11 protein-coding genes are annotated in these 13,350 nt (G+C 69.9%); 7 read left to right on the forward strand and 4 right to left on the reverse strand.

Annotated features, from left to right (window positions below):
* Positions 1–90 precede the first annotated feature (90 nt).
* From rsgA to HD557_RS05245, 3 genes are all read right to left on the reverse strand, one after another.
* Complete coding sequence (gene rsgA, locus HD557_RS05235; RefSeq protein WP_196873141.1) at positions 91–1,104, reverse strand: ribosome small subunit-dependent GTPase A; 1,014 nt, start codon at positions 1,102–1,104, stop codon at positions 91–93.
* A gap of 4 nt (positions 1,105–1,108) precedes the next feature.
* Positions 1,109–2,416, reverse strand: a complete 1,308-nt coding sequence (aroA, locus tag HD557_RS05240) for a 3-phosphoshikimate 1-carboxyvinyltransferase (RefSeq protein ID WP_196873142.1) — start codon at positions 2,414–2,416, stop codon at positions 1,109–1,111.
* Between the two features lie 69 nt (positions 2,417–2,485).
* Entirely contained in the window at positions 2,486–5,056 is a 2,571-nt protein-coding gene (locus HD557_RS05245) for a sigma-70 family RNA polymerase sigma factor (protein ID WP_196873143.1), read from the reverse strand.
* Positions 5,057–5,349: 293 nt separating this feature from the next.
* Here HD557_RS05245 and HD557_RS05250 point away from each other — a divergent pair, with 293 nt between their 5' ends.
* From HD557_RS05250 to HD557_RS05270, 5 genes are all read left to right on the forward strand, one after another.
* Complete coding sequence (locus tag HD557_RS05250) at positions 5,350–6,072, forward strand: hypothetical protein (RefSeq protein ID WP_196873144.1); 723 nt, start codon at positions 5,350–5,352, stop codon at positions 6,070–6,072.
* A 41-nt stretch (positions 6,073–6,113) separates the two neighbouring features.
* Positions 6,114–6,854: an SOS response-associated peptidase gene (locus HD557_RS05255; RefSeq protein WP_008362059.1), complete on the forward strand. Its 741-nt coding sequence runs from the start codon at positions 6,114–6,116 to the stop codon at positions 6,852–6,854.
* A gap of 4 nt (positions 6,855–6,858) precedes the next feature.
* Positions 6,859–7,497, forward strand: a complete 639-nt coding sequence (locus HD557_RS05260) for an alpha/beta hydrolase family protein (protein WP_008362060.1) — start codon at positions 6,859–6,861, stop codon at positions 7,495–7,497.
* 75 nt (positions 7,498–7,572) lie between these two features.
* Positions 7,573–9,354, forward strand: a complete 1,782-nt coding sequence (locus HD557_RS05265) for an IlvD/Edd family dehydratase (RefSeq protein ID WP_307785538.1) — start codon at positions 7,573–7,575, stop codon at positions 9,352–9,354.
* 10 nt (positions 9,355–9,364) lie between these two features.
* A complete protein-coding gene (locus tag HD557_RS05270; protein ID WP_196873146.1) occupies positions 9,365–10,234 on the forward strand; it encodes a fumarylacetoacetate hydrolase family protein in 870 nt (289 codons plus the stop codon).
* Here HD557_RS05270 and HD557_RS05275 read toward each other — a convergent pair.
* Complete coding sequence (locus HD557_RS05275; RefSeq protein WP_231380185.1) at positions 10,224–11,312, reverse strand: LacI family DNA-binding transcriptional regulator; 1,089 nt, start codon at positions 11,310–11,312, stop codon at positions 10,224–10,226. The two genes, HD557_RS05270 and HD557_RS05275, sit on opposite strands and share 11 nt — an antisense overlap.
* 250 nt (positions 11,313–11,562) lie before the next feature.
* Here HD557_RS05275 and HD557_RS05280 point away from each other — a divergent pair, with 250 nt between their 5' ends.
* Together HD557_RS05280 and HD557_RS05285 are read left to right on the forward strand one after the other, a co-directional pair.
* Complete coding sequence (locus HD557_RS05280) at positions 11,563–12,471, forward strand: carbohydrate ABC transporter permease (protein WP_008362064.1); 909 nt, start codon at positions 11,563–11,565, stop codon at positions 12,469–12,471.
* Positions 12,468–13,334 carry a carbohydrate ABC transporter permease gene (locus HD557_RS05285; protein WP_008362066.1) on the forward strand — a complete coding sequence of 289 codons (867 nt, stop codon included), beginning with the start codon at positions 12,468–12,470 and terminating at the stop codon, positions 13,332–13,334. The genes HD557_RS05280 and HD557_RS05285 overlap by 4 nt, the downstream gene beginning before the upstream one ends.
* Positions 13,335–13,350: the final 16 nt, after the last annotated feature.

Below are 13,350 nucleotides of genomic sequence, written 5' to 3' on the forward strand. Positions count from 1 at the left end.
ACTCTAGTGGCTCCCGCTCCGCAGCGAACCCTCCCCTGGTAACCGGTTGCCCACGAAAACACCGCCCAGGGCATGGGAAGTCGCCCCAGGTCAGAGCGCGTACGCCGGCACCGACCGGGCTTCGAGCAGTCGACGGAACGACGCGACCCGCTCGGGATCGAGGCTGCCGGCCTCGATCGCCGCGTCCAGACCGCACTCGGGCTCGTCCGCTGCGTGGGTGCAGCCTCGCGGGCACTCGGCCGTCGCCTCCTCCAGGTCGGGGAAGGAGACGATGAGCCGTTCGGGCTCGACGTGGGCCAGTCCGAACGTACGGATCCCCGGGGTGTCCACGATCCAGCCCGCGTCGTCCGGCAGCGGCAGCATCAGGGCCGAGGTGGACGTGTGCCGTCCCCGGCCGGTGACCGCGTTGACGTGCCCCACCTCTCGCCCTGCGTCGGGGACGATCGCGTTGACCAGCGTCGACTTGCCCACGCCGCTGTGGCCGAGCAGGACCGACGTACGCCCGTCGAGCTTGTCGCGCAGTGCCGTCATGTCGCCGCCCCGCTGGGTGACCACCCACGGCACCCCCAGCGACCGATAGGTCGAGACCAGCGTCTCCGGGTCGGCCAGATCGGCCTTGGTGATGCACAGCAGCGGGTCGATGCCCGCCTCGTAGGCGGCCACCAGCGCGCGGTCGATGAACCCGGTGCGCGGCTCGGGGTCGGCGATCGCGGTGACGATCACCAGCTGGTCGGCGTTGGCGACCACGACCCGCTCGACGGGGTCGTCGTCGTCAGCCGTACGCCGCAGCACCGTCTCCCGGGGCTCGACCTCGACGATCCGGGCCAGTGCGCCCTCCGCACCCGAGGTGTCGCCGACGACCTTCACCCGGTCGCCCACGACGACGCCCTTGCGGCCGAGCGGGCGGGCCTTGACCGCCCACACCTCGACGTCGGGGACGTCGTCCATGACCAGCGTGAACCGGCCACGGTCGACCGTGATCACCCGGCCGAGGTCGGCGTCGTCGTAGCTGGGCCGGTCCTTCGTCCGCGGGCGGGTGCGGCGCCGGGGACGGTCGTAGTGCTCGACGTCCTCGGTCCCGTAGCGCCGCTGTGCCTTCGCCATGTCGTCAGAACAGGTCTGCCCAGAAGGGCGCGAAGTCGGTGAAGGTCTTGGACGTGGTGGTGATGTTCTCGACCAGGACGTCCTCGACGGCGGCGCCGATGATCACGCCGGCGTGGGCCATCCGGTGGTCGGCGTAGGTGTGGAACACCCCGCCGTGAAGCGTCGCCGGCCGGATGGTCAGCCCGTCGGGGTGCTCGGTGACGTCGGCCCCGAGAGCGCCCAGCTCCCGGGCGAGCGCGGCGAGCCGGTCGGTCTCGTGGCCGCGGATGTGGCCGATGCCGGTCAGGTGCGAGGGCGTCTCCGCGAGCGCGCAGAGGGCCGCGACCGCCGGAGTGAGCTCGCCGATGTCGTGCATGTCCAGGTCGATCCCGGTGAGCCGCTCGGGCCCGGTCACGGTGAGCCCGTCGTCGCCCACCTGCACCTCGCAGCCCATCAGCGCGAGCACCTCGCGCAGCTGGTCGCCCGGCTGGTCGGTGGCCTGCGGCCAGTCGCGCACGGTCACGGTCCCTCCCGAGACCGCCGCCAGCGCCAGGAAGGGGGCCGCGTTGGACAGGTCCGGCTCGATCGTGCGGTCCAGGGTCTTGATCGGCCCCGGCGCCACGGTCCAGCGGTTGGCGTCGCCACCCGATGACGGAGCGTCGACCGCGACGCCGTGCTCGCGCAGCATCGCGACCGTCATGTCGATGTGGGGGAGCGACGGCACCGGCTTGCCGTCGTGGCGGATGTCGACGCCCTGCTCGTAGCGCGCCCCTGCCAGCAGCAGCGCGCTGATGAACTGGCTCGAGGCCGAGGCGTCGACCACCACGGTGCCGCCGGGCACCGAGCCGGCGCCGCGGATGGTGAACGGCAGCCCGTCACCCTCGATGTCCACGCCGAGATCGCGAAGCGCGCGCAGCACCTCGCCGACCGGCCGCTTGCGCATGTGCGGGTCGCCGTCGAAGGCGATCGTGCCGGTGGAGAGCGCGGCCACCGGAGGTACGAACCGCATCACCGTCCCCGCCAGCCCGCAGTCGACCTCGGCGTCGGCGCCGAACGTCCCAGGCGTCACCACCCAGTCGTCGCCCGAGGTGTCCACGTGCGACCCCAGCGATGTCAGCGCTGCCGCCATCAGCAGCGTGTCGCGCGACCGCAGCGCACGACGTACGACACTCGGCCCGTCCGCGATCGCGGCCAGCAGCAGCGCCCGGTTGGTGAGCGACTTGCTCCCGGGCAGCGACACCGTCGCCGTCACCGGACCCTGTGCACGGGGAGCCGGCCAGGGGTCGGCCGGTCCGTTGGCAGGGTCAGCGGCACGGTCGGTCGTCGTAGTCACAGGTCCAACTTTAGAGGTTCTGAGAGCCGAGGCGGCCGTCGGTCACCGGGGATGGAACCGGCGATGGGCTCACTCGATCCCGAGCGCCTTCAGGAAACCCTTCCAGGTCAGACCGCCGGACACGGACCCACGCTCGACCTCGGGTGTCTCGTCCGGGTCGGCGCTGTCGCTGGGCTCGTCGGGGTCTTCGGGCAGCGACGGGCTCTCGCTGGGAACGCTCGGCGTGCTGGGCACATCTGACGGAGTCGGCACCTGGGGCACGTCCGGAGTGGTCGGCGGCGTGGGCACCTGCGGCACGTCGGGAGTGGTCGGTGGCGTCGGCACCTGCGGGACGTCCGGGGTCTCGGTGGGAGAGGGCGTCGGGGTCGGCGTGGGCTCCTGGCCCGCGGACCCCGAGACGGTGCGGTGGTTGTTGCTCGCGTCGCTGTCTTCGTAACCGTCCGGCACGATGCGGGCCTCGAAGGTCCAGGTCTCGCCCGCCCTCGGGATGAAGTTGACCTGCGCCGCGGTGCCGTCACCGGTCAGCTCGCACTCGTAGGAGTAGGTGCTGCCCGTCGGCGGGGGAGCGAAGGTGCCACAGGCCTGCCAGCCGAGGTAGGCCGGCTCCAGGCCCGTCACCGTGATCACGAGGTTGGTCGACCGACCCGCTGCGGTCTCGGGGAGGCCGGAGACCTCGGCGGTGGCGGCCACGTAGCTCGTCCACCCGGCCAGGCCGAGGAACGTCGCACCGAACCCGCCGCCCTGCTGGGTGGCGCTAACCTCGACTTTTGGGTCGTGCTTCGGAGCATCCTCGAAGGTCACCTCCACAGCACCGACGTCCTTGCCGCCGTGGCCGTCCGAGATCCGATAGGTGAAGGTGTCGCCGGCGCCGTCGTAGCCGGGGGTCATCGTGTAGGCGACCTTGCCGTCGACGATCTCGGCACGGCCGTGCGCAGGCTGGTCCACGATCTCGACGAGTTCGAGGGTGTCGTCGTTGTCGTCGGTGTCGTTGGCGAGCACGTCGATGGTGCCCTGCGCCGTCGACGGCTGGTTGCCGTTTCCGTTGCCGTTGTTGCCCTCGCCGTTGCCGTTCGATCCCGGGGTCCTGGTCAGGGTCGCGGCGTCGCCGGTGGCATTCGGGTCGGCGTTGGGCGTGGTGACGTCGACGGTGCCGGCGACCTCGCCGCCGTTGCCGTCGGTGAGGACGTACTCGATCGTGTCGGTCCCGCGCCAGCCCTTGTCGGCGGTGTAGGTGACCGTGGTGACCGGCTCATCGGCCATCCGCAGGCCGCCGAAGATCATGCCGCTCGGGCCGCGGCCCTTGCCACCCGAGGACGTGCCGCCCACGGTGACGGCGCCGTGGGCGGGGGCGCGGACGTTGGCCTCCTTGACCGAGAGCGAGTCGCCGTTGGCGTCGGTCGCGCCCTGGGTCAGGTCGATGACCGCCTTGCCACCCGGAGCGACCTGCACCTCGGGCAGCGGCGAGGTGATGACCGGCGCCTCCTGGGTCTGCGCCGGGGCGGTGTCGGCGGGCTGGTCGGCGGGAGGTGCGGCCGGCGGGTCGGCAGGAGGTGCGGCCGGCTGGTCGGCGGGCGGCGCGGCAGGCGGAGCGGCGGGAGGCGCAGCGGGAGGAGCGGCGGGAGGAGCGGCGGGTGCCGGGTCGGCGGGTGCCTCCGCAGCGGGCTCCTCGGCGGCCGGCACCTTCGGGGCCGGGTCGCCACCGGTGAGCACCAACCCGGCGGCCACGGCCGCGGCGGCCGCGACACCCGCACCACCCGCGACCGTACGTCCCACCGGATCGCCCAGCACCCAGTCCCTGACCCGCCCGAAGAAGAGCACGACACCGCCCTTGGCGGCGACACCGCCACCGACGGCGAGGTAGCCCGCGCCCGCGGTGCCGAGCAGGGCCGGAGCGAGCCAAGCACCCATCCCGGAGTTGACCTCGGTGAGCTCGAGGTAGATCGCGGTGCACGGACGGCAGTCCTGCAGGTGGTCGTCGACCTTCTTCGCGTCGCGCTTGGACAGGCCGTTGCGGATGTAGGCGCCGAGGTTGGCGCGCGTGGTGGCGCAGGCCTCCTCGACGGCGTCCTGCGCGTGCATGGAGATGAAGGCCTGCTTGAGGCCCTCACGGGCCCGGTAGGCGAGCGCGGAGACCGAGTTGGCGGACATGCCGAGCATCGGCGCGATCTCGGCCGGCTTCTGGCCCTCGACCTCGGTGTGCCACAGCACCTGCTGCCAGCGCTCGGGAAGCTGCTGGAACGCCTTGGCTGCGGCCTGGTTGTCAAAGCCCGACACCGCGGTGTCCTCGAAGGGCACGCCCGGGTCGAAGGGCGTCAGGTCGTCGGTGGTGGTCAGCTTCGAGGCGGCCCGGATCTTGTCCACGTGGAGCCGGCGCAGCGAGGTCAGCAGGTAGGCGCGGAAGGCCAGGTCCGGGCCACCGCCCCTCTGCAGCACGTTGAGCACCTTGGCGAACGCCTCGGAGACGAGGTCGTCGACGTCTCCCTGGGACACCAGCTGACGGGCGAGGCGGCGAGCGGCCTCGACATGGCGCTCGAACAGCGTCCCGTACGCATCCAGGTCGCCACCGCGGACGGCGGTGATCAGCTCGGCGTCGCCAGGGGCGTCGAGGGTAGGTAGGGAGGTGGGGGTCGTTTCGCTCACGGCACCAGAGACGTTAGAAGGACGGAGGTATGACGCGGCTTGCGCCGACGGAAGACATGCGTTGTGCTAACGACTGCGGCGGCCCGCACGTCACGCCCCCTTCCCGGGATCGGACAACAAGTTGGAGAAAACCCGGAAAAGGTGGGTCTCTATCGCGTCATGCTTGCCGATTTCGCCCGTCACGTCCACGTGGGCGCGCAGGAGATCGGCGCGCGCACCACTGTATCCATCGACCGACGATTTCGAACGAGGAACCACAGCAACGTCAGGAAACACGAGGAAAGAGGTGAGTCGTGCGGCTGTTCTCCCGGGGTTGGCGTGCGCGTGCGTCCACCTCGCCTGAGACCACAGAGCTCTCCGAGGAGCAGCGGGCGGCGCTGCCGCCTCGGTTCGAGGCTGTCGCAGAGGCGCTGGCCGAGCGGAGCAGCTATGTCGCCGAGGCCTGCTGGGTGGTCGGTCATGACCTCGCCGAGATCGGCGTACCGCTCGGGGAGAGCCTCGAGGACCTCCGGCTGACGACGCAGACCGTCCACAGCCGCGACCCGGCCTTCGCCGAGGTGCACGCACTCTCCGTCGCCTGGAGCGAGGCGACGCTCGGCTACCTGCACACGATCTCCTGCGCCGACCCGCTCACGGGCCTCTCCACGCTCGCCCACGTACGTGAGCGCATCTCGGACCTCTACCGCGAGGCCAAGGCGTGCAGCCACGCGCTGGTCGTCACCGACGCCCACGTCCCGGGCACCGGCGGGCAGACCGACAGCATCGCCACCGCCCGTCGGATGTCGCTGCTGGGCCAGACGGCCCGCACGGTCTTCGCCGGTGCGGCCGCCGTCGGACAGGTCGGTCACAGCCGGATGGTCGTGGTGGCCCCGCGCGACGAGACGCTGGTCAAGCGGCTGGGCCTTCTCAAGCGGATGGTCGAGCACAGCGCCGACCGGATCTGGATCGAGGGGCTTCCGGAGAACGACAGATCGGCAGGCTTCCTGCTCGACGAGCTCGCCCGCGGAGCCTCGTAATACCTGGAAACAGCACCGTCCGGCGGCGCTAAGGTGAACGTATGTGCGGTCGTTACGCGTCCAGCCGCCAACCCGACGAGCTGGCCGAGGAGTTCGAGATCGATGAGCTGCGCCTGCAGGAGCCGCTCACCGAGAGCTACAACGTGGCGCCGACCGACCAGGTCTACGCGGTCCTCGAGCGCCCGCCGCACGAGGAGAACACCTCCAGCGAGCGCCAGCTCCGTTCCGTACGTTGGGGTCTGGTGCCCTCCTGGGCCAAGGACGTCAAGATCGGCAACCGGATGATCAATGCCCGGATGGAGACGGTGGGCGAGAAGCCCGCCTACCGCCGGGCCTTCGCCAAGCGCCGCTGCCTGCTGCCGGCCGACGGCTACTTCGAGTGGTACGCCACCGACGCGAAGGACGCCAAGGGCAAGCCCCGCAAGCAGCCCTACTTCATCACGCCGAAGGACGGGGGAGTGCTGGCGATGGCCGGGCTCTACGAGCTGTGGCCCGACCCCGCCAAGGACGAAGACGACCCCACCCGCTGGCTGTGGAGCTGCACGGTGATCACCACCGAGGCGGAGGACTCCCTGGGCCGGATCCACGACCGGATGCCGCTCATGGTCGAACGCGAGCGCTGGGACCAGTGGCTCGACCCGACCCGGCCCGGCGACGTGGACCTGTTGACCCCGGCGGCGCCGGGCCGGCTGGAGGCCTACCCGGTCTCGACGCTGGTGAGCAACGTACGCAACAACGGCCGTGAACTCATCGAGCCCCTGCCGCTCGAGGAAACCTGGTGATGACATGGGTGGAACCACGACGCAGATGATCGACACGCCCTACGGAGAAGGACGGCTCTACACCCGCCGGGCGCGACGACCACAGGCGACGCTGCTGCTCTCCCACGGCGCCGGCAACGGGATCGACACCCACGACCTGATGGCGCTCAACGACGCGCTGCCGGCCCAGGGGATCACCGTGGTCCGCTTCGAGCAGCCCTGGCGCGTCAAGGGGAAGCCGGTCGCCACGCCTCCCAAGTCGCTCGACGCCGCGCTGACGCTGGCCGCCAACTGGATGCGGGTGCGTACGCCGCTGGTGGTCGGAGGCCGCTCCGCCGGTGCCCGCTCGGCGGTCCGCACGGCGCGCGGGTTCGGCGCCGCGGGAGCGCTCTGCCTGGCCTTCCCGCTGCACCCGGTCAGCAAGCCCCAGGTCTCACGAGCCCACGAGCTGCTGGAGGCGAGGGTGCCGACGCTGGTGCTGCAGGGCACCCGCGACAGGTTCGGCAGGCCCGAGGAGTTCCCCGAGGGGATCGAGGTCACCCCGATCCCGGGCGCGGACCATTCCCTCATCGTCGGCAAGCGGGGACCGGTCACCCAGGCCGACGCCGACGCGATCCTGGTCGAGTCCACCCTGGAGTGGCTGGTTCGCGAGGTCATCGCCTAGCCGCCCGTTCTGCGGGCGAGCACGACCGAGTGATTTTCAGCGCGCGCCGTGCTTGCCGGCGCTAGGGTTTACCACGTGGTAAACGCCCCCCGACTGCGCAGCCAGGACTGGTTCGACAACCCGGCCAACCCCGCGATGACGGCGCTCTACATCGAGCGCTACCTGAACTGGGGCGTGACCCGGGAGGAGCTCCAGTCGGGCAAGCCGGTGATCGGCATCGCTCAGACCGGCTCGGACCTGGCGCCCTGCAACCGCCACCATCTCGGGCTGGCGCAGCGCGTACGCGACGGGATCCGGGAGATGGGCGGGATCGCGTTCGAGTTCCCGGTGCACCCGATCCACGAGATGGGGAAGCGGCCGACGGCGGCGCTGGACCGCAACCTCGCCTACCTCGGTCTGGTGGAGGTCCTCTACGGCTATCCCCTCGACGGGGTGGTGCTGACGACCGGGTGCGACAAGACCACGCCGGCGTGCGTGATGGCGGCGGCCACGGTCGACATCCCGGCGATCGTGCTCTCGGGCGGGCCGATGCTCAACGGCTGGCTCAAGGGCGAGCGCATCGGCTCGGGCACGATCATCTGGAAGGCGCGCGAGATGCTCGCGGCGGGGGAGATCGACGAGGCGGAGTTCACCGAGCTGATCGCGTCCTCGGCGCCCTCGCCCGGCCACTGCAACACCATGGGCACCGCCGCCACCATGAACAGCCTCGCCGAGACCCTCGGGATGAGCCTGCCCGGCTCGGCGGCGATCCCGGCGCCGCACCGTGACCGCGGCCGGGTGGCCTACCTGACGGGCCGGCGCATCGTCGAGATGGTGCACGAGGACCTCAAGCCCTCCGACATCCTGACCAGGGACGCGTTCGAGAACGCGATCGTCGTCAACTCGGCGATCGGAGGCTCTACCAACGCTCCGGTCCACATCAACGCGATCGCCCGGCACATCGGGGTCGACCTCGGCATCGAGGAGTGGGAGAAAATCGGGCACCCGGTCCCGCTCCTGGTCGACATGCAGCCCGCCGGCAGGTTCCTCGGCGAGGAGTTCCACCGCGCAGGTGGGGTGCCGGCCGTCGTCCACGAGCTGATGCGGCACGGGCTGATCCACGAGGATGCGCTCACCGTGAACGGACGGACCATCGGCGAGAACTGCCGCGACACGGTGAGCGAGGACCCCGAGGTGATCCGCGGCTTCGACGACCCGCTCGTGGAGCAGGCCGGCTTCATCGTGATGACGGGGAACCTGTTCGACAGCGCGATCATGAAGACCAGCGTGATCTCGGACGAGTTCCGCGAGCGCTACCTCTCCGACCCCGAGCACCCGAACGTGTTCGAGGGTCGCGCGATCGTCTTCGAAGGGCCCGAGGACTACCACGCCCGCATCGACGATCCGGCGCTCGAGGTCGACGAGGGGTGCATCCTGTTCATCCGTGGTGTCGGCCCGATCGGCTATCCGGGCTCGGCCGAGGTCGTCAACATGCAGCCTCCCGCCGCGCTCATCGAGCGGGGCGTGCACTCGCTGCCGTGCGTCGGCGACGGCCGCCAGTCCGGTACGTCCGGGTCGCCCTCGATCCTCAACGCCTCGCCCGAGGCCGCCGCCGGTGGAGGCCTGGCGCTGCTGCGTACCGACGATCGGGTCCGGATCGACCTCAACACGGGACGGGCGGACATGCTGGTCACCGACGAGGAGCTGGCCGAGCGGCGCGAGGCGCTCGGGGAGTTCCCGGTGCCGGAGTCGCAGACCCCGTGGCAGGAGATCCAGCGGTCCATGGTCGGCCAGCTCGCCGACGGCATGGTCCTCGAGCCCGCGGTGAAGTACCAGCGCGTCGCGCAGACCAAGGGCACCCCACGCGACAACCACTGAGGAGCAGACGATGCACCTTGTCCGATACGACAGCGGGAACGGCCCCCGGGTCGGCGTGCGCACCGATGACGAGATCACCCCGGTGAGCGGCGTCGGGTCCATGGCCGACCTCCTCGCGATGCCGCACGACGAGCTGCGGGCGACCGTCGAGTCCGCCTCCGCGGCGCCGGTCCCGGTCGCGTCCGCACGCCTGCTCGCCCCGCTGGACGGCCGGGCCGAGCTGTGGTGCGCGGGTGTCACCTACGCCCGTTCGCGCAGCGCCCGGATGGAGGAGAGCGCCGAGCAGTCGGTCTACGACAAGGTCTACTCCGCGCAGCGGCCCGAGCTCTTCCTGAAGGCACCGGCCTGGCGCCTGGTCACCGACGGCGAGCCGGTCGGCATCCGCACCGACTCCGGCCACGACGTACCCGAGCCGGAGCTCGCCGTCGTGGTCAACGCCCACGGCGAGATCGTCGGATACACCGTCTGCAACGACATGAGCTCCCGCTCGATCGAGGGCGAGAACCCGCTCTACCTCCCTCAGGCCAAGGTGTACGCAGGTGCAGCAGCGCTCGCGACAGGCATCAGGCCGGCGTGGGAGGTCCCCGACGCCACCGACCTCGCCATCACCCTGGTGGTCCGGAGGGGCGGACGCGAGGTCGTCGCCGCGGAGACATCGTCCGACCAGCTCGTGCGTCCGATCCAGCAGCTCGTCGACCACCTGTTCGCCGCCAACGACTTCCCCGACGGTGCGGCGCTGGCCACCGGCACCGGGATCGTCCCCGACATGGACTTCAGTCTTCAGCCCGGCGACGTGGTGGAGATCGAGGTCGCGGAGGTCGGCAGGCTCGTCAACCGGGTGGAGGCCGGGAAGGAGCCCTTCGCGTGGCTCAACCGTTGAGTGCCTGAGCCGTCGCGCCGGGCTTCCGTGACGAGGCCTCCGCTGCCCCGGAAGCGGTCCCGCCGGAGGACTCCCGCACGATGACGTCGAAGGCAGCCTTGTGCAGGCGGGCCGGCCGCGACGACCCCGCGCCCCACTCGATGCGCTCGACGAGCATGCCGACCGCCGTCTCCGCGATCTCGGCGCGGCCGGGGTCGATGCTGGAGAGCGAGGGCATGGTGAGGTGGCTGATGGTGATGTTGTCGAAGCCGATCACGGCCACGTCGTCGGGCACGACGCGCCCCGCTTCGCCGAGAGCCCGGAGAGCACCGAGCCCGAGCGCGTCGGTCAGGGTGAAGATGGCGTCGAACTCCAGCCCCGACTCGATCAGCAGCCGGGCCGCGTCCGCCCCGTCCTCCGGATGCCAGGGCGCGACGACGCGCTCGAGGCGTGGGTCGTGCTCGATACCGGCGGCCGCCAGCGCCTCCCGGTAGCCCTGGATCCTCAGGTTCGAGGGCCCCATCACGCGGGTCTCGTCGTCCGGGTGGGCGCCGATGACGGCGATCCGCCGGCGCCCCTGCGAGATCAGGTGCTCGACGGCTGCGCGGGCCGCGCTGACGTTGTGCATCGTCACGTGGTCGGTGGGCCCACCGAAGATCCACTCGCCCAGCATGACCATCGGGAAGTCGACGTACGCCAGCAGGTCGCGGTCCTCGGTGCCGAGTCGCTCCGGGCTGAAGAGCAGACCGTCGGTCTGGGGGAGCCCGTGGGTGAGGAGCTCGATCTCGTGCTCGCGGTCGCCGCCGAGCTGTCCGACGATGACGCTCAGCCCGCGCTTGGCCGCCGCCGCGATGACCGCGTCGGCCAGCTCGGCGAAGTAGGCCTGCCTCAGCTCCGGCACCGCCAGTCCGATGACGCCGGTGCGGCCCGAGCGCAGGCCGCGCGCGGAATGGTTCGGCCGGTAGCCCAGCTCGGAGATCGCCTGCTGCACGCGGGCACGCGTGTCGGGGTGCACGTTCGGATGGTCGTTCACCACGTTGGACACGGTCTTGGGCGAGACGCGGGCCAGGATCGCGACGTCGCGCATCGTCACAGCCATCGTCGCCTCGTGTTCCCTCGTGCCCCCGGTTCAGGGGCAGCCTACATCGGTGTTTCGCGCCAGCCCCTGCCTGCCCTTTTCCACACTTCGTGTGGCGAATGTCACGTTCGGGTCTTGACAGGGTCTGACCGCAGGACAAGGATATGCGCTGATTACCACGTAGTAAATCCGCTGGTGAGAGACGTACATCGTCGTAAACCGGTGGTGATGCCCCCACCCGCGTGTGATACCTCAGCGAAGAGGAGTCTTCATGGTCGTTCTCCGGCGGCTGCTGTACTCGCAGAGGGCGGCGCCCTATCTCTTCATCGCGCCGTTCGTGATCACGCTGCTCGCCTTCTGGCTGCTCCCGCTCGCGCGCACCTTCATGCTGAGCACCCAGGAGGTGGTGTTCGGACAGGCCGCCTTCATCGGTCTGGACAACTACCAGCGGCTCTGGGAGGACCGGCTCTTCTGGAAGGCGATGTTCAACAGCGCCCGCTACATGGTGCTGACCATCGCGCTCCTGATCCCGATCCCGCTGGTGCTGGCGGCGCTCATCAACTCCAAGATCGGCAGCGACCGCGTCAAGGCGGTCTTCAAGGCCTCGATGTTCGTGCCGGCGCTGACCTCCGTCGTCGTCGCCGGGATCATCTTCCGGCTGATGTTCGCCGAGACCGGCACCGGACTGATGAACCAGATCGTCGGGCTGTTCGGCCTCGACCCGGTCCGGTGGCTCCGCATCGACACCGGCGGGCTGATCGCCCTGCTGGCACTGGCGATGTGGCGCTGGACCGGCGTCAACATCCTCTACTTCCTCGCCGGGATGCAGTCCATCCCGGAGGAGTACTACGAGGCCGCGACCATCGACGGGGCCAGCAGGCTGCAGCAGTTCTTCCACATCACCCTGCCCAACCTGAAGCCGACCATCGTCTACGTCACCACCATCAGCGTGTACGGCGGTCTGGCGATGTTCCTGGAGAGCTTCATGCTCTACCGCGGCAACTCCTCGCCCAACGACCAGGGGCTGACGGTGATCGGCTACCTCTACCGGCGGGGGATCGAGCAGAACGACCTGGGCTTCGCCTCCGCGGTCGGTGTCGTGCTGGTCGTGGTCATCATGGCCATCAACCTGACCTTCCTCACGCTCAGCGGAACCTTCAAGAAGGAGAGCGCCCGATGAGCGCCGAGCGGTCGCCCCGTACGAGGGTGCAGCTGCCCTACTGGCTCCACGGCTCGATCCAGACCACGTTCCTGCTGGTGCTGACCCTGGTCGTGCTCGCGCCGCTGCTCATCATGTTCGTCGCGACGTTCCAGGACGGCAACGACGTCATCCGGCGAGGACTCTCCTTCGACATCGATCTCGGCTCGCTGTCGCTGGACAACTACGTGATGCTCTTCACCGACTCCGGGCCGTACTTCCGGTGGTTCGCCAACTCGATCCTGCTCACCGTCGTACAGGTGGCCGGGACGCTGCTGGTGAGCTCGTTCGTGGCCTACGGCTTCGCGGTCTACGACTTCAAGGGCAAGACCGCGATGTTCATCGCCGTGCTGCTGCTCATGGCCGTGCCGTTCGAGATCATGATGCTCCCGCTGTACGTCCTGGTGAACGACGTCGGCCTGGACGACTCCTACTCGGTGATCGTGCTGCCGTTCCTGGCCGCCTCGGTGACGATCTTCTACTTCCGGCAGTACTTCCTCGGCATCCCCAAGGACCTGCTCGAGGCGGGCCGCATGGACGGCGCCACGGAGTTCGGCATCTTCTTCAAGATCGTGGTGCCGGTGGCGAGACCGGCGTTCGCGGCGATGGCCATCCTCAACGGGATGATCATCTGGAACAACTTCCTCTGGCCGCTGCTGGTGCTGCGCTCGGAGTCGAAGTTCACCCTCCCGATCGGGCTCAACACCCTGCTCACCCCGCATGAGAACAACTACGAGCTTCTCATCATCGGATCCATGTTCTCGCTCCTTCCCGTCCTGGTGCTTTTCCTGCTGTTCCAGCGGTTCTTCGTCGCTGGGATGACGGCCGGGGCGCTCAAGGGGTGACCCCTTGTACAAACCT

The organism is Nocardioides luteus (assembly GCF_015752315.1).
In the GTDB taxonomy this organism is placed as follows: Bacteria; Actinomycetota; Actinomycetes; order Propionibacteriales; family Nocardioidaceae; genus Nocardioides.